The sequence below is a fragment of the Flavobacterium sp. KS-LB2 genome, from assembly GCF_036895565.1.
Taxonomy (GTDB): domain Bacteria; phylum Bacteroidota; class Bacteroidia; order Flavobacteriales; family Flavobacteriaceae; genus Flavobacterium.
The window spans coordinates 3,247,555-3,265,233 of sequence record NZ_CP145904.1; the positions used below are offsets into that span (position 1 = coordinate 3,247,555).

The following is a 17,679-nucleotide window of genomic DNA, read 5'->3' on the forward strand; positions in this document are numbered from 1 at the left end:
TATCCCTGTGTTTTAATAAATCACCTTTCTCACCACTGAATGCCCATTTTGTAAAACTATATTAATCAATAATGGTTGATTATTTGAAACTAAGTTAAGTAACGAAAAATCAATTTCGTTTATGTTATTTTTTTCATATATTTTTCTTCCTGCCAAATCATATATAGCAATCTCATCGATGAATTCTTTAGTAGAATTTACCTGTAATTGTCTGTTTTCATTGAATACTACAACTGATTCTTTATCTTTTTCAAATTCATCCAAATCTAACGTTTTATCCATAAAACGCAATACGAAACGATCATTAAAAACCCCAATAGCAGTATTAAAAGTGAGATTCTCATTCTTTAAATTAACAATTCTGTTGCTGGATTTATCTTCAACAAAAACATTTTGTCGTGCTAATAATTCATCTGCTTGATCTATTTTAATCGTAAAAACACCTGCTATGGTAGTGCTATAGCCTAACTTAACCTCATCAGTTTCTTCAAATGGCAAAGCCCTACCTTGAATCACTAAGTTCTTATCTTGAATAATACTGTAAAAATCTAGATATTCATTGCCATTAAAACTTTCTCCATCAAACAAACTATCAAAATCATCAGTTGCACCGGTTGCATAACCCAATAATATTTGTTTGAAAGCACCTTCGCTATTATATAAATCTAACCAAATACGATGTCTCTCTATGTCATTTGTTTTTGTTTTTTTAGTCGCATTTAATTTAAAAAAACTTGAATTCTGCCCAATCATTCGCATACTATTATTAAATTTTGCAACTCCACCACCATTAATACCCGTGACAAAAAAAGCTTGAGCTGAAGCAATAGTTCCGTTTGGTTTTGTATTATTAACTCCCGAACTTAAAGATGCACTCGTACCAACGCCTCCCAAATAATTATAAACCGCATAATCATCCGAAGTATACACATTATTAGTAATAGCGGTATTGTGCGTCCAAAAGTAAATGGTCCCTTCTAAAATTCCATTATTCGCATTTATAAATAAATTGGCATCAATCGCTGAAGGATATGGATTCCCAATAAGATTCGACGTATCTGAAGTACCAATTGGAATTGACACTAATCCGTTGTTTGGAACACCAACAAACACTGCTTCATGGAACCCTCTAACTATACCCGAAAAAGAATCTGGACCACGGATAATATATCCTCTGCCAACTGTCATTGGTGCAGTTGAAGCCTCATTGAACCATGAATCTAATGAAGCGTCAAAAGAATAAAACTTGTCCGAAGGTGTATTAGGAGATACATCAATCAATTTTTGATTTGAAACCGGAGAAGACCAATATGTATAATCTGTTTTGAGAATTGGTGTCGTTTTTCTTTTTAGCTGAATAACTCCCGTATTCGTAACTTGCTCTTCAGACTGATAAAGTGCCGCATTGTTCTCTAAAACTAACGTACCTGACCCCGAATAATCAAAAACTAATCCCAAAGTATTTCCATCTGGAATAGTAACGGTAGTTCCTGCGCTGATAGAACATGAACAGGAATTTACGGACGACAGTGAGGCATAATTACCATTAAAAATTAATGTTCTTTCAACAGAAGGTAATCCATTGCTCCATGCAATCCCGTTCCAAACAGAACTATTTGTACACAGTTTAAGTCGGGCCACACGATGCTTTGTTATCCCTGAAACAGAATTAAAACTTCCTCCAATTATTATTTTATTATTTGGAGTAAAACAAGTACTAAACAGCGTACCATTTAAGTTTACTGAAAAAGTAGTGTCATAAACTCCCGAAGAGAGTACTCTCAGCATCCTTTTTACTACTATTCCATTATAAGTTCCTGAAAAAGTTCCGCCAAGTAAAATCCTATCATCCGGTTGAACCAAAATTGTTCTAATTTCTCCATTACTAAAACCTAGGCCAGACATAAAAGTAGAATCAAGACTACCATTACTATTCAGCCTCAGAATTCTTTTTGCGGAAGCACCTCCATAGCTTAAAAATGTACCTCCAACAATCAGTTTATTATCTGACTGTAGTGCCATTGTGTATACATTCTTATCAAAACCAATGCCTATAGAAAAACCGGAATCAATGCTTCCATCAGTATTCAAACGAATCATTCGATTATAAGAAACACCATTAAAAGTAGCAAAACGCCCACCTAAAATTATTTTCCCATCTGGTTGCAACAACACCGCTTCGACAATAGCGTCAGCTCCCAAACCAATATTGAAAGTGATATCAAGAATTCCATTAGGCAATAACCTAGCAATTCTATTTACCAGAACCCCATTGTAACTGGTAAAATTCCCCGCAATAATTATTTTTCCATCAGGTTGTAATGCAAGTGAATAAATTTGATTATTCGCACCTAATCCAATGATAAACGTTGGATCTAAAAGCCCGTCAGGAAGAATTCTGGTTATTCTGTTTGCAATTACGCCATTGTAGGTAGTAAAAGCTCCTGCTAAAACCATTTTATTATCTGTTTGTATAACTGCACTTCTAACAGTATTATTTGCGCCAGCACCAGACAAATTAAATGAAGAGTCAATTGAACCATCCTCAGACAAACGTGAAATTCTGTTACAAATAGTTCCGTTGAACTTAGTAAAACTGCCAAAAGCCATAGTTTTGTTGTCTGATAAGGAAAGTACCTTCAAAACTGAATTATCAAAACCTACTCCAGCAGTAAGATACCCAATATCTAAACTTCCAATAGGATCAACTTTAGCTAGTCGCCCTTGATTTTGTGAATCAAAAATCGAGAAAGAACCTCCAACATACCAAGAACCATCAGGTGCATTAGTAACATCCAGAACTGATGCAGAAAATGGGCCTGCACCAATATCAAATACTGGGTCTAAAACTCCATTAGAGCTCAAAAACGTCAATCGATTTACATCGACTCCATTATAAGTACCCGTAAAAGAACCTCCAACCATGATAGCTCCAGCCGAATTTAGTTTAATAACCTCTACAACACCAGTATTAAATCCCAAGCCAGAGAGAAAACTGATATCAATAGAACCATCAATATTCAGACGAACTATTTTATTTGCTAGAATTCCGTTATAGGTTACAAAATCACCACCTGCTATAATTTTTCCATCAGTTTGTAAAGCAAGAGCTGATACGCTAGCATTAAAACCTGAGCCAACGACAAATGTAGCATCACGACTTCCATCTGTATTTAACCTAATTATTTTACTGTTACTAATCCCATTGAAAGAATCAAATGAACCCGCTAAAACTATCTTCCCATCAGACTGAAATTGGACTTCTTCTACTACTCCATTAGCCGCGGATCCAGTGATAAAGCCAGCATCTAAATTTCCATTAGGTAAAATTCGGGATACTCGATTAGCTGTGATTCCATTGTATTTAGTAAAGCTACCTACAATAACCACGCTACCATTAGTTTGCAAAGCTAGTCCATACACTATTCCACTACTTGCAGCTACCAGAGTATTGAATGTAGTATCAATGGAGCCATCACTATTCAATCGAATTAATCGGTTTGCACTTATTCCATTAAAGGTTGTAAAGGAACCTCCTAAAATTATCTTGCCGTCTGGCTGTATTAAAGAACAATACACTTTACCATTAAAACTTGTGCCTAGATTAAATGAAGTATCTTTAGACCCATCTTGAAATAACCTACATAAATACGTAGTTATTGCACCGTTAAAATTCAAATAATCACCTCCTACAATCAATTTGCTATCTGTTTGCAAAGAGACCGTTCTAACAGTATTATCAAAACCGTCCCCTTGTAAACCATCATCATAAACATTAAATGTTGCATCTGATTTTCCTTGTTGAGAATATGCCTTATTATGAAACAAAAGGCCAAATAGTATCGCAAAGTAAATTACTGTTGTTTTCAAATTTGGATAGATTTTAAGCCGCTATTCTAAAATGAGACACCGCTCATAATTTCAGCGTAGATTAATAATATCTATAAATATAAAGACAATGATCGCTCCTCACAATACCCACATTTAGTGATATTTAGCCTGAAAAAAAATCGTTTTTAATTATATAAAAAATCCCATCCTGAACGAAACAAGGATGGGATTTTCAATACCGTTATGAAATCATTATATTATTTCTAATAAATGACTTTTTTAGAGATTATATTTCCGTTGGTCAATATCACTTTGATTATTACTATTTGTTTATTCAAAGTGCCATTTGAAATACTAAATTCATTACTGTTTACAGTTTCTTTATCAAAGACTTTCTTTCCAAGTAAATCAAAAACTGTGATTCGTTCTATACTTTCAGCTTCTGACTTTATTTTTAATTCATTTTTATCTTTAGAAATTAAAACCTGATTTCCTGTTTTATCAAAGTCATCAGTTCCCAGAGTTTTATCAGTATAACGAAGTACAAAACGATCGTTAAAAGACCCTGCTTTTGTTGAAAAATTATACGCTCCTTTATTAAGGTTTTTAATAGTATTGGTGGTTTTATCTTCAATAAAAACATCTTCAGAAACTAATATTCCATCCACTTGATCAATACTTATTGAAAAAGCACCCTCAATAGTTGAACTATACCCCAATACTATTTCATCGTTTTTATCAAATGGCAATGCTCTTCCTTGTATTGTCAAGTTTTTATTATCATTAATACTATAAAAATCTACAAACTCATTCCCATCAAAACTTTGTCCATCAAAAGCATTATCATACCCGTTAGTAGCATCAGTAATATATCCAACTAACATCTGTTTGAAAGCTCCTTGAGCATTAGTTAAATTAAGCCAAACACGATGTTTCTCGACTGAACTTGTTGTCTTTGATTTTGTATTATTCGTCTTGAAAAATTGAGAATTATTTACACCTAAAGTACCTCCAGAAACACGCATCTTGTTATTATATATGACATCTCCACCAGTTGCTTTACCCGTAGTGAAAAATCCTTGACCAGCAGCAATCTTACCATTAGGTTTATTTGATGTTTGTTCTACTGCCCCTACAAAATTACCAATTCTTGTTGCTGTTCCGCCAGTTAGATTATAAGTAGCATAATCATCAGACGAATAGGCATAAACTCCAGTCCCTGGATTACTAACACCAATACCTATTGCTGTATTATGAGTCCAAAAATAAAGGGTTCCTTCTAAAACCGAACTATTTGTTTTTAAAAACAAATCTGTATCTAAAGCGGATGGATAAGGATTACCTATAAGATTCGATGTTTCTCCTACTGAAGAAGGAATGGCAACATTAATGGGACCATTATTTGGAACCCCTTGAAAAGGAGCTTCATGAAACCCTGGAGGTGGCGTTGTGGCATAATAAGGACCTCTAATGATGTACCCTCGACCTACTGCCATTACATTAGCAGAATCTTCTTGATTCCAATCATCTGCAGCTGCGTTAAATGAATAAAAAAATTCAGAAGGGGTTTTAATAGAAACATTTTTCAAAATTTGCCCTGCAACCGGTGAAGACCAATAGGTATAATCTGTCTCTCTACTTGTAGAACTACTTCTCCTGTAAGTTATATTACCTGTATTATTAGCATTATCATTAATTTGTACCAAACTTGAATTGTTCTCGAAAGTTAAGGTTCCATTTACAGTAAGTTTATCTTGAAGTTTTAGTGTTATTCCAGAATTGACAGTTAAATTTGTACTGGCACTTACCGTGCAAGAACAAAGTTCCGTATTTGTCGTCAAAGAGATGGGTGCTGCTGTTGGCGCTGTAATAATACCCACTGTTAATAATGTAGGAGGACTTGACCAATTAACTCCGTCGGATGAAGTAGTCGTTACTATACTATTAACAATAACTGAAGCAGTAGGCGTTGATGTACAAGTGCCATTAGACACAGAGAAAGTATAACTAGCACCTTGAGCCAAGCCTGCAACAGTTGTAGTAGCACCTGAACCTATTAATCCAGTTAAACCGGCTGTTGCAGGATTTGCAGTTATTGTCCAAGTCCCTAACGGTAAACCGCTTAAAACTACACTACCCGTTGCTACTAAACAATCTGGATGTTTAATTGATTCTTTTACTGGTACAGCCGGTATAGCATTAACAACTACTGAGATTGTTTTTGAATTAGTAAATAAAGCGCTCCCAAAATAGGTTTCACACGTAAGCGTAACTGAGTAATTTCCTGACAAGCTCGCTGTAAAATTTGGATTTTGGGAAGAGCTTGTAGTAATAACATTATTTGGATCCTTGATTGACCAAGAATAATTTACTCCTGAAGTTGAACCTTCTGAAATTGTTTTTCCTGCTATTCCCGAATAAGAGCCAAATAAATTAATAGTGCTATTTTGACAAACTGGAGAAATTGAGCTAACATTAGCTACTAATGTACCACCAGATGTATTAACTTGATCGAATGTATATTCAGAATTACCTGCACCTTTACATACTGCAAATTTAACAGACCCTAAATAAACAGCAACATTGTTGTTACAAGTTCCATCATCATCAAATTTACCAGGAGCATTAATTAATATACTTGTATTTGACGGAAAACGTATTTCATTATTTCCTGAAAATTTAACTAAAGCTGATGCATTAATTTTCACGTTTAAAGTTAATACATTAATGTCAGCACCTACTGTTAAAACCCCAGAAGTCCCCTCTCCAACAACCAATGAAGAAAAATTATTTGGAGTAGAAGTATTAATGGTTATGTTACTTCCATTTCTAATTGTTACGGTACCCGTACCTGCAAACTGTCCAGGATATCCTTGAGGAGAAGTTCCTGAAGGAGTAACCCACGCAGTGCCATTATAATATTGCCAACTTGAAAGAGCAGTCCAATTTCCTATTCCTACAGAACGATAATCCCCCGTAATTTGCGCACATAAAATGTTCGCAAAAAACAAACTCAAAAACAAAAAAACAACACTAAAAAACGTAGGCTTAGGTAAAAGTATTTTCATAAAAATATTTATATCAATTTGGCGGCAAAATCTATTTTATTGTAGGTTATTCCAAAAGAAAAAACTTACTTTAAAACAAATTAAAAAAAACAAATTTTAGAAACACAATAAAGTCGTCAATATGCCTTTTTAGTCGTTGTAATACCATTTTGAAAGAATTTGAAAATCTTCAAGTTATAAAATAATTTATAGTCTTTAGACAGTAAAATAGGATGCAATTAGTAAGAACTATTATTTTTTACACTAAACAATTTCATTTTACCGTTTATAAATACTTAAATTTCCAGCTTAAAATCAAACCATGAATCCCGTTTATTCCATAAAAGAGGCCATCCATAAAATAGAGCATTATTGCGCTTATCAAGAGCGCTGTCATGAAGAAGTCGTACAGAAGTTACGAAGCATGAAAATGGATTCTGATGAAATCGACACTATTTTAGCACACCTGATCAAAGATAATTATCTGAATGAAAGTCGTTTTGCCTGCAGTTTCGCGCGAGGAAAACACCGCATCAAGTTTTGGGGAAAAATAAGAATTGTAAACGAATTGAAATTTCGAAAAATCACGCAGTACAATATTAATTTGGCACTAAAAGAAATCTCTACTGAAGAATATTTATCGACTTTTCATACGCTGGCAGAAAGAAACTGGGAATCCATTTTGGAAACCAATAATCTAAAGAAACGAAAAAAATGCTGTGATTATTTATTACGCAAGGGATTCGAGAGCAATTTAGTTTATGAAAAAGTGAAAGAGCTGGAGAATTTAAAAGAAGAATAAAATAATTACAAAAAATTACAAACTCAAAAGCACACTCACCGCATTTCCACCAAAACCTACGGCGTTAATCAATACTTTTCTGATTGGTTTGGTTTGAATTTGTGCTTTCGCAAAAGGAACGCCAACGAACCTATTGTGTTGCATCATCAGTATTGCAAATTCCATACTCAATATTCCTGAAGCACCAAATGTGTGGCCGATTTTCCATTTATTAGTAGTCAATAAAGGCAGGCTTTCGCCAAAGATTTTTTCAATCGCTTTATATTCTGTCAAATCACCTTTTATGGTTCCTGGTGCATGCATCACAATGACATCAACTTCAGATGAATCAGTATTTTGCAACGCCATTTTCATTGATTTTTGGAAGCAAGTTGCTTCCGCAGAAATAGAAATATTATGTTCCAAAACCTCAGTAGCATAACCAATTCCTTCAATGTAAGCCAAGGAATTTGCTTTTTTCCCTATTTCGAGACAACAAACTCCGGCACCTTCGCCAAGAATCATCGTGTTTTGCTTTTTATCTAAATCGAGTGCACGATTTGGCCATTCGACAAGCTCAGGATGATAATTATTGACATTAGAATAAATTTTCAGTGCACGCATTTGGGCAATCGTAAAATCCGTTAATGGCGCTTCACTACCACCCACTAAAAACTTATCAGCCATTCCCGCTCTAAGCCAAGCCACTCCATTTAATACTGAGTGTAAAGCGGTTGAACACGTGATAGAATGCGATATTTCAGGGCCGGAACTTTGTAAATCATGGGCGACCCAAGAGGAAATATTCCCCAAAGTAGTCGTTGGCGAAGACAATGTTTGTGCTTTTCCAGTTTTTAAATATTCTTGATAATGCTTTTCAAATAAATCTGTCGCACCACGAGACGAACCAATGTTAATTCCAAAAATATCATTTTGTGTCCAACCCGCATTTTGCATCGCTTTTCGCGAAGCCGCCATGGCATACAAAACTGATTTATCTAGGAATTTGTATTTGCTGTCTGATGCTGTTAAGTCGGCAACCACTTGTTCAGAATCACTGTCCAGCTTAGCAACAAACGTTTTCTTATGGTCTAAAACATGTTCCGTAAAACAATGATTTTCATCAAGATATTTTTCCCAAATAGCCTCAGGTGTATTTCCTAAAGGTGAAATGGAAGCTATAGCGGTTATGGAGATTATTTGTTGTTGCAAGTGGATAATTTTTTATTTTGTTTCGCGAAAATTCAAAAAGAAAACTCGAAGATGCGCTACATCTTACTATTACAAAAGAAAATTTTTAATCCTCTTTCGTTGTGAGTCGCTGCGTTTTCTTTGTGAATCTTTGTATAATAACTTTGGAGGCAAAATTAAACTATTTCTAAAGCATTTTCGACTACTTGATACACTTTTTGCAACTGCTCATCGGTAATAATATAAGGAGGCAAAATGTAAACAATATTACCCACTGGACGCAGAATCACACCATTTTCGATAAAGAAATCATAGAGTTTATTACGCAGTGTTCCATAGTAACTGGCTGAACTTTCGGTTTTTATTTCTAAAGCAAAAATGACTCCCAATACACGAGTTGTAACTACTTTTGGATGAATTTTTATATGTTCTTGAAATTCCAAATGACGTTTATTCACTCTACTAATATTAGCTTTCATTTCATCCGTTTCCAACAACTCCAAACTAGCCAAAGCCGCCGCACAACCTGTTGGATTAGCTGTAAAGGTGTGTCCATGAAACAATGCTTTGTTAATGTCGTCATCATAAAAAGCATCGAATAAATCCTGAGTAAAAGTCGTAATCGCCATAGGAATAGTTCCTCCGGTCAATGCTTTGGACAGACACATCATGTCTGGTTTTTCCACCAAATAATCCGTTGCAAAAGTTTTTCCGGTTTTGCCAAAGCCTGTCATCACTTCATCCGCAATAGTTAAGACATTATTCTCCTGACAAATTCGCATTAATTTATCTAATGATTCCGGTTCGTACATCACCATTCCTGCGGCTCCTTGAACCAATGGCTCAAAAATAAAACCCGCACAATTGTTGTTTTTTATAACAGATTGTAAAGCATCATAACTTTCCTGCTCCTGTCCTTTAACGGGAACTGGAATCCGAACCACATCAATAAACATTCCTTGAAAAGCTTCTATAAAAAACGAGATTCCGCTTGCTGCCATAGCACCAAAAGTATCGCCATGAAAAGCATTTTCGAAAGCAATTATCGTAGTTCTCTTTTCTCCTTTATTGAAAAAATACTGTAAAGCGACCTTAATCGCAACTTCAACAGCCGTAGAGCCATTATCAGAAAAGAATATTTTTTGTTGGTTTTTTGGTAAAATTTCCATCAATTTCTCTGCTACCAAAATAGCGGGTTCATGTGTAAATCCACCAAATAACACATGTTCTAAAGTCGTGAGTTGTTTGTAAATTGCATCTGCAATAAATGTGTTGGAATGTCCGTAAGGATTCACCCACCAAGAGGCGATTGCATCAATATATTCCTTATTATTTTCGTCCCAAAGCAAAGCGCCTTTCCCTTTTTTAATGGCAATTGGCAACGCTGCTGTTTTGTGTTGGGTATACGGATGCCAAAGATATTGACCGTCTCTTTCTGTTAAGTTCATTTTGCAAAGATAAAAGAAGCAAGCTACAAGAAGCGAGAAAAACATAAAAACAAGTCTTGATTCTTTCTTCTTGATTCTCAATTTTTATAAACTGAATAGATTTTCTCTAAATCGGTCTGCGTATTCTTTAATTACATTTTGGTCAAAATAGGGTTCTTGTTCTATTCTTCCAATACTCTTTATGCCAGTTTTACTTAAAATTATTTCCTCAGTAGCTTTATTTTCATCACCGGAGAAAACTATTCCCGCAACTGCAATTTTTCTATTTTGCAAGGCTTCAACTGTCAATAATGTATGATTGATGCTTCCTAAATAATGTCGCGAAACCACAATCACTTTATAATCCTTTTGGATTAAATCAATCACACAATCAGTATCATTTAATGGTACGAAAACACCTCCCGCACCTTCAACAACCAAATGATTTTCTGTTTTGGGTTCAATAATTTTCTTTAAATCAATCACAATTCCGTCCAATTCAGCTGCAAGATGTGGACTTGCAGGCGTGTTCAAAGCATAGCTATTGGGATGAATCACTGTTTTTTCATTAGACAAAAATGATTTGACTTTATGACTGTCGGAGTTTTGTAAATCGCCTGCTTGAACAGGTTTCCAATAATCAGCTTCTAAAGCTTCTGTAATAATGGCTGACGCGATGGTTTTGCCAACATCGGTTCCAATTCCTGTTATAAATAGTTTCATAAGTTTGGCACACGGATGACACAGATTGAACTGATTGTCACGGATTTTTTAAAAATTTATTTAAATTCAAATTTGCAATTATCACATTTGTATTTATACTTAGAATAAAATGGCATTGCAATTAAAAAAACGGAAAAAAGAAACACCAAAAATGATCTTAAATCTTTGATAGAAGTTACCATGTCTATTTGTTCTGCACCACATTTTGGACATTTTCTCAATTTTTCGTTATCATCTAATGAATACTGACTAATGTTTGAAAAAATATCGGTCGCTTTTTCAAAATCATTATTTTGAACAAAAAGCTTGACACCTCCAACAGCATTACTGTACAATGGATTTGAATCTACCATATTATTATCGCGCATAAATACTTCAACACCTTCGGATTCTAATTTCCCTTTGAAGATGATTGCCTCAGAGGAATATTGAAAAATCGCTATTTTTTGAAAAGTGCTTTCTTCCATAATTTATTTAAAAAACAAAAGTACTCAACAATCGTAAGATTTCCGAAATTTCCTCATGAGAATTATAACTGTGTAAACAAAAACGCAAACGTTCCTGGCCTTCTGGAACAGTTGGTGAAAGGATCGCTTTCACATCAAATCCTTTTTCCTGCAGTTGGTTGGCGATAGTTTTTACTTTTTCATTTCCTGGAATAATTGCAGATTGTATCGCTGATTTACTTCGAACAAAAAGTGGTTTTAAGCCCAACATATTCTTTTCTTGATTGAAATAAATGATGTTTTCTCTTAATTTTAAAATTGAAACCGAATCTTTTTTTAATTGCTGGTAAGCAATCAAAATCGTAGCAACGGAATGTGGCGAAAGCCCTGTGGTATAAATAAAACTTCGCGCAAAATTCACTAAATAATCCTTCAATTCAACCGAACCTAAAATGACGGCTCCATGACTACCCAATCCTTTACCGAAAGTCATGATGCGGGCAAAAACGTTATCTTGCAGTCCCAGCATTTGAACAAATCCTTCGCCTGTTGAACCAAAAACGCCCAAAGCATGCGCTTCATCAACAACAAGATAACACTGATGCTTAGTTGAAACCGAAACCAATTCTTCTAGATTTGGACAATCACCATCCATCGAAAAAACAGATTCGGTAACGATATAAATAGTGTTGTTCGGATTGCGTAAAATTAACTTTTCTAAATCTTCAAAATCATTATGGTTGAATTTATACGCTTTAGCATTCGATAGTTGAATTCCGTCGCGAATAGAAGCATGACACAATTCATCATACAGAATCAAATCTCCTTTTTGTGGAACAGAACTAAAAAAACCAACATTGGCATCGTAACCCGAATTGAAAATTAATGCTGTTTCTGCTTCATGAAAACCAGCAATAAAAGCTTCTGTTTCTTGATACAATTTATGATTTCCTGATAATAATCGGGAACCAGTTGCTCCGTTTTGAATTATGGAATTATCAATTAAATACTGATGTGTCTCCTCAAAAATAATTTCTGACTTAGAGAAACCCAAATAATCATTAGAAGAAAAATCAATGCTTTTAATAGATAGCGGTAATTTTCGTAATGCGTTATGCTGCTTTCGAATTTCAAGTTTAACGGATAGATTTTCTGGAAAATGTTTCATAGTCAACAAAAATAAGCATCTTTTTTGGTTTATGAATTTTGGATCATTTTTGTTTACGGATTTGCTCAAATTAAAGATTTTTAAAACTGTAATTTTAATTCAGCATCATTTTTCAGTATTTACAAAATATGATTCTTTAAAAATTAACAATTTAAAAACAGGACTGAAAAGAAAACATACAAATTTTTACGAAAACGGTTTCGATTTGAAATTTTCATAAATTTATGTTAAAAAAAACTTAAAATTAATATTGAAGGTGTTAAGCTGTGCAATTGTTTTTTACTTTCGACGAATATGAAACGAATTGCATCACTTTTTTTAATAGTATCGTTGTTTTACAACGTGATGGGATACTACCTAATGTTTGCTTATCAAGAAGAGCAAGCGTGGGTATCTTCTATGGAGAAAAAACACGATTCAGAGTTTCAAGTAATCCAATTAAATGCCACCTTATACTCCTTTATCGAAGACACCGATTTTGAGTATGTAAATGAAGATGTAGTGATCAACAATAAAAGTTATCACATATTCAAGAAAAGAATTCAAAACAACATACTAAGTCTATACTACCTGCGCAATTCACATCAAGATGCAATCAGTCAAGATTTAAAAGATATTGTTGACAATCAGTTATTCAATGGATCTTCCTCAAAAGAATCTCCAATGAAAAAACTCATGAAGTCTTTTATTAAAGATTATATTCCAAATAATGCTGTTTGCATGGATTTTTCTCTAGAAACAGTCCTAAATTCAACTCAATCTATTATTACGCCAAACCAGGCGTTAGATTCCGGATACATTTCAGTATCGTATTCACCACCCGATTTCGTTTAAATCTTCTTTCTTTTTAGTGGAATCATTCGCTTTTATCTGGCATTTGTAAAACCAAGATACTTCACGATTGCTTTTGGCTAAAGCTGTACATTTATTACATTCTTTTAATAGAAATTATGCCCGTTAAAAATGCAAAATAGTCTTTTGTATTTTCTGAATTCATCTTTTTTTGAATGATTTCATAGGCCTATTTTGCATTTCTATTCTGGTATATTTTGTACAACTAGCTTTCAGAATCATGACTTAGATTGATTTACAAATTCAAAAATGGATTTATAAAACAGTTCTTTATTTCAAAGACAACCTTTAATCTATCCATTTCGCCTTGTAAATCCAAAGAAATTATTTGGCGAAAGCCAACAGTAAATCTTGTTTTTAAGCGACACTAACAATCAAACAACCATTATTATTTTTAACACCGACCTTCTTTTAGGAAGAAGTTGTTGTTAACCTTTTTATACAATTAACCATTCTAAAAAACCAAAAACTTGAAAAATTTATCCGTTATACAATCCGTTTGTATTTTTATCCTATTCCTCACAATTGCTTTTAACACCCAAAACATATCAGCACAAGGATGTGTCGCTATCAAAGGTAATGCGACAAGTTGCATGTCGATTCATGCTGACAGCACTAACGTTTCTGGATGGCAATTTGCCAGTAGCGGACGCTATTTTAGATCATTCAGACACTTTTCTGGAACAGAGGAAAACAAAGACAGATTAGTGCAAAAAACAGAAGTTATCAATTACACCTCCGTTTTCAATCTTTCACTCACCAGAATATTAAATAACCGTTGGTCCGTTATGGTCGATCTTCCTATTTCAAACAATGTTCGCTCTTCGTTGTACGAACATGGCTTGGTAAACGGCACTTATGTAAAAAGAGAACGAAATTCAACAAGTTCATTTGGTATTGGCGATATTAGATTTGCAGCTTATAGATGGATTTTAGACCCGGCAAAAAGCACCAAAGGAAACATACAACTAGGATTAGGGATAAAATTACCAACCGGTGATTATAACTACAAAGATTATTTTTACAATGTAGGTCCAAACGGAACAAAAGAGTTGCGTCCTGTAGATCAATCTATCCAGTTAGGAGACGGCGGTACCGGATTTACATTTGAAGTAAACACCTTTTACAACTTCATAGAAAACTTTGGAGTTTACGGTAATTTCTATTATTTGATAAATCCACGTGAACAAAACGGAACGAGAACCTACAGAGAAACACTAGCATCACGACTTGCTAACGAAGCGATTATGAGTGTGCCAGATCAATACATGTTTAGAGCTGGTTTTAATTATGCTGTCAATCAAGTAAAAGGTTTGTCTGTAGCTGCTGGTGCTCGATTAGAAGGGATTCCCGTTTATGACCTTGTTGGTGGAAGCGGAGACTTCCGTCGTCCGGGATACATCTGGTCTGTAGAACCTTCCGTAAACTATGAATATAAAAAAGTTATCCTGTTTGCATCAGTACCGTTTGCAGTGGTTCGCAACCGTACGCAAAGTGTAACCGACAAAGAAAATTCTGTAACAACAGGTACTCATGTTCAAGGTGATGCAGCATTTGCTGATTATACCATTAACATTGGTATATCGACCAGATTTTAATATTAGTTGTAGTAGCAAAATATAAACAATATATTTTGAAACAATAAAACACCAAACCATTAACCAAAAACCATTTTTTTGATGAAAAAAATTTATCTGAGTTGCCTGCTGTTGGCACCTTTGTTTATAAATGCTCAAACTGAGATTGACGGCATTATGATGAGCAAAAACAATTTTTGTTTTGGAGCTGTATACCAACATAGCAGTTGGGACGAATATTGGGAAGGAACATTTAAAAGAGAAAATCTTAATCTGGGTACTGTTACTACAAAATCAGTTACCTTAAATGGAAACTATGGTGTTTCTGATAAATTGAATATCATTTTCAGTCTTCCTTATGTAGAAACAAAAGCTTCTGCAGGAACAATGGAAGGTCAAAAAGGATTACAAGATCTATCGTTAACAATAAAATACATGCCTTTTGAAAAAACAATTGGAAAAGCCACCTACTCTTTATATGCTTTAGGAGGTCTTTCGGCTCCGGTTTCTGATTATTCAGCTGATTATTTGCCTTTAAGTCTTGGTCTAAAAAGCAAGACAGCGTCTTTACGATTGATGGGTGATTATCAAAGAGGTCATTTTTTCACCACGCTATCTGGAGCGTATGTAAAAAGAGCCAATATTACTATTGAGAGAGACTCCTATTACACAAACGAAATGCACTACACTAATGAAGTTGACATGCCTGACGTTATTTCGGTAAACTTTAGAGTAGGATATCGCTCGAATAGGTTAATTGCCGAAGCTATACTGGACAACTGGGTTACACAATCTGGAGGATTTGACATTACAACAAACAATATGCCTTTTCCAAGCAACACTATGAATGCGTTAAAAGTAGGCGTGAACAGTAAATATACACTCAAGAAAATACCGGCATTATCTATTATTGGAGGATGCAATTTTGTTACAGAGGGCAGAAATATTGGACAATCAAATACCTTTTATGGTGGTTTATTTTATATCCTTAATTTAAAAAAAACAACTCAAGAAAATGAAAAATAAAATACAAAAAATAGTCTATAACAGTCTTTTGGTTTTGTTTCTTACGTTGAACTATTCTTGTAGTGATGAGTTAACAGAACGCAACGAACAATTTCCTCAATTAAATCCAGCAAATACAGACGAATTAGCGGGAACTTGGAAAACATTCCTATTGACTACACCGGATGAATTCTCTTTGGATGCACCAATCGCAACTACCGCAGCTGCATTTACAAGAGAAATTAACGAAATAAAAAGCTATCAGGCAAGCATAACGCCAGAGCAGAAAAAAAAAATAAAATACTGGAGTGCTGGAGGTGTTTTACGTTGGAATGAAATCATGCGAACATTAGTGGCAAGACACAATCGTCCGCCATATCAAAATGAAGACGGAACTTATCCTGCACCATCTGCGGCAAATCCATTTTCGAATCCTGAATTTCCTTTTTCAAATCCTCCATATGCAGCCAGAGCTTATGCTTATGTAAGTGCGGCACAATACGATGCGATGATTGCAACTTGGCATTATAAAAAACTATATAATAGAGCTGCACCTTTTACAGTTGATGCTACTTTACCGGTTTTAATTCCAAAAAGCACCTTACCATCATATCCATCTGAAGATGCTGTTTTAGCAGGAGTTACGGTTGAATTATTAAAATTATTGTTCCCAACAGAAATCGCTTACATACAAGAAAAGGCAGAGGAACAAAAATTATATCGCATTATCAGTGGTGCCAATGTTCGAAGTGATGTTGATGCAGGAATTATTTTAGGCAGAAAAATTGCAGGCAAATTTATCGCCAGAGCGGCTTCTGATGGAACTGGAGCAGCTATAGGCAATCAAGCGCTTTGGACTCAACTGGAAAGTCAAACTGCTGCCACTGGAGAAACACCATGGAAATCTTTGGAATTACCCGTAAGACCACCTATGCTACCATTATTTGGAAAAGTAAAATCATTTTTAATGACTCCAGAAATGGTTGTTGCCAGTCGCCCAGCTCCACCGCCTTCTACAAAATCAGAACAATTTGCAAAAGAATTAGCTGAAGTAAAAAGCTATGGGAAAAATGCCACCAAAAAGAACATGCAAATCGTTACTTTTTGGGCTGATGGTGTGGGAACTTATACGCCACCCGGACACTGGAATGCAATTGCCTCAGACTCGTTTGTAGCACAAAATTATAGCGAAGTACGATGGGCAAGAAATCTTGCTTTATTAAATATTGCTATGATGGATGCTGCTATCAGCTGTTGGGATGCTAAATATACGTACTTTAATCCAAGACCGTCACAAGTAGATCCGTCAATAAAAACATTGACAGGAACTCCAAATTTCCCTTCCTATGTATCAGGACACTCTACTTTTAGCGGTGCAGCTTGTACGGTTTTATCGCACATAATTCCAACCAAAAAAGCAGCATATGAAGCCATGGCAACAGAAGCGTCAAATTCTAGAATGTTTGGATGCATTCACTACAGAAGCGATTGTGAAAAAGGACTTGAATTAGGCGAAAAAGTAGGTGGTTTTGCTGTAGCAAGAGCCCTTACTGATGGTGCCGAATAACATAAAATAATTAAGTTGATACTTTGTTTTAATGGTTTGTTTTAAAAATTCTTTATCAGCTCAA

Annotated in this window: 12 protein-coding genes; 5 read left to right on the forward strand and 7 right to left on the reverse strand. The window is 34.8% G+C overall.

Translation table 11 applies throughout. The features are described 5' to 3' along the window. Positions 1 to 12 precede the first annotated feature (12 nt). Positions 13 to 3,870, reverse strand: a complete 3,858-nt coding sequence (locus tag V5J73_RS13940) for a T9SS sorting signal type C domain-containing protein (RefSeq protein WP_338646576.1) — start codon at positions 3,868 to 3,870, stop codon at positions 13 to 15. A 224-nt stretch (positions 3,871 to 4,094) separates the two neighbouring features. Beyond that, positions 4,095 to 6,899, reverse strand: coding sequence for a T9SS sorting signal type C domain-containing protein (locus V5J73_RS13945; RefSeq protein ID WP_338646577.1), 2,805 nt, complete (start codon positions 6,897 to 6,899; stop codon positions 4,095 to 4,097). Between the two features lie 301 nt (positions 6,900 to 7,200). Here V5J73_RS13945 and V5J73_RS13950 point away from each other — a divergent pair, with 301 nt between their 5' ends. Next, positions 7,201 to 7,680, forward strand: a complete 480-nt coding sequence (locus V5J73_RS13950; RefSeq protein ID WP_338646578.1) for a regulatory protein RecX — start codon at positions 7,201 to 7,203, stop codon at positions 7,678 to 7,680. Between the two features lie 15 nt (positions 7,681 to 7,695). On the opposite strand, the gene V5J73_RS13955 is transcribed toward V5J73_RS13950, so the two are convergent. The 5 genes from V5J73_RS13955 to V5J73_RS13975 form a co-directional block, all read right to left on the reverse strand. Next, positions 7,696 to 8,871: a beta-ketoacyl synthase N-terminal-like domain-containing protein gene (locus V5J73_RS13955; protein ID WP_338646579.1), complete on the reverse strand. Its 1,176-nt coding sequence runs from the start codon at positions 8,869 to 8,871 to the stop codon at positions 7,696 to 7,698. 155 nt (positions 8,872 to 9,026) lie between these two features. Further along, a complete protein-coding gene (bioA, locus tag V5J73_RS13960; RefSeq protein WP_338646580.1) occupies positions 9,027 to 10,298 on the reverse strand; it encodes an adenosylmethionine--8-amino-7-oxononanoate transaminase in 1,272 nt (423 codons plus the stop codon). Positions 10,299 to 10,382: 84 nt separating this feature from the next. After that, on the reverse strand, positions 10,383 to 11,000 hold the full coding sequence (gene bioD / locus V5J73_RS13965) for a dethiobiotin synthase (RefSeq protein ID WP_338646581.1): 618 nt from the start codon (positions 10,998 to 11,000) through the stop codon (positions 10,383 to 10,385). A 56-nt stretch (positions 11,001 to 11,056) separates the two neighbouring features. Then, positions 11,057 to 11,467, reverse strand: coding sequence for a DUF2007 domain-containing protein (locus tag V5J73_RS13970; RefSeq protein ID WP_338646583.1), 411 nt, complete (start codon positions 11,465 to 11,467; stop codon positions 11,057 to 11,059). A gap of 7 nt (positions 11,468 to 11,474) precedes the next feature. After that, positions 11,475 to 12,614 (reverse strand): aminotransferase class I/II-fold pyridoxal phosphate-dependent enzyme, encoded by a 1,140-nt coding sequence (locus tag V5J73_RS13975; protein WP_338648626.1) that lies wholly within the window; start codon positions 12,612 to 12,614, stop codon positions 11,475 to 11,477. 294 nt (positions 12,615 to 12,908) lie between these two features. Here V5J73_RS13975 and V5J73_RS13980 point away from each other — a divergent pair, with 294 nt between their 5' ends. The 4 genes from V5J73_RS13980 (at position 12,909) to V5J73_RS13995 (ending at position 17,615) form a co-directional block, all read left to right on the forward strand. Beyond that, complete coding sequence (locus V5J73_RS13980) at positions 12,909 to 13,448, forward strand: hypothetical protein (RefSeq protein ID WP_338646584.1); 540 nt, start codon at positions 12,909 to 12,911, stop codon at positions 13,446 to 13,448. Positions 13,449 to 13,936: 488 nt separating this feature from the next. Then, on the forward strand, positions 13,937 to 15,064 hold the full coding sequence (locus V5J73_RS13985) for a hypothetical protein (RefSeq protein ID WP_338646585.1): 1,128 nt from the start codon (positions 13,937 to 13,939) through the stop codon (positions 15,062 to 15,064). A gap of 81 nt (positions 15,065 to 15,145) precedes the next feature. Beyond that, positions 15,146 to 16,069 carry a hypothetical protein gene (locus V5J73_RS13990; RefSeq protein ID WP_338646586.1) on the forward strand — a complete coding sequence of 308 codons (924 nt, stop codon included), beginning with the start codon at positions 15,146 to 15,148 and terminating at the stop codon, positions 16,067 to 16,069. Further along, complete coding sequence (locus tag V5J73_RS13995; RefSeq protein ID WP_338646587.1) at positions 16,059 to 17,615, forward strand: phosphatase PAP2 family protein; 1,557 nt, start codon at positions 16,059 to 16,061, stop codon at positions 17,613 to 17,615. Before V5J73_RS13990 ends, V5J73_RS13995 begins: the two co-directional genes overlap by 11 nt. Positions 17,616 to 17,679: the final 64 nt, after the last annotated feature.

Bases quoted from the DNA above. Each gene is read 5' to 3' on its own strand.
- V5J73_RS13945 (WP_338646577.1), bottom strand. From the start codon at position 6,899: ATGAAAATACTTTTACCTAAGCCTACGTTTTTTAGTGTTGTTTTTTTG.
- V5J73_RS13950 (WP_338646578.1), top strand. From the start codon at position 7,201: ATGAATCCCGTTTATTCCATAAAAGAGGCCATCCATAAAATAGAGCAT.
- bioA (WP_338646580.1), bottom strand. From the start codon at position 10,298: ATGAACTTAACAGAAAGAGACGGTCAATATCTTTGGCATCCGTATACC.
- bioD (WP_338646581.1), bottom strand. From the start codon at position 11,000: ATGAAACTATTTATAACAGGAATTGGAACCGATGTTGGCAAAACCATC.
- V5J73_RS13970 (WP_338646583.1), bottom strand. From the start codon at position 11,467: ATGGAAGAAAGCACTTTTCAAAAAATAGCGATTTTTCAATATTCCTCT.
- V5J73_RS13975 (WP_338648626.1), bottom strand. From the start codon at position 12,614: ATGAAACATTTTCCAGAAAATCTATCCGTTAAACTTGAAATTCGAAAG.
- V5J73_RS13980 (WP_338646584.1), top strand. From the start codon at position 12,909: ATGAAACGAATTGCATCACTTTTTTTAATAGTATCGTTGTTTTACAAC.
- V5J73_RS13990 (WP_338646586.1), top strand. From the start codon at position 15,146: ATGAAAAAAATTTATCTGAGTTGCCTGCTGTTGGCACCTTTGTTTATA.
- V5J73_RS13995 (WP_338646587.1), top strand. From the start codon at position 16,059: ATGAAAAATAAAATACAAAAAATAGTCTATAACAGTCTTTTGGTTTTG.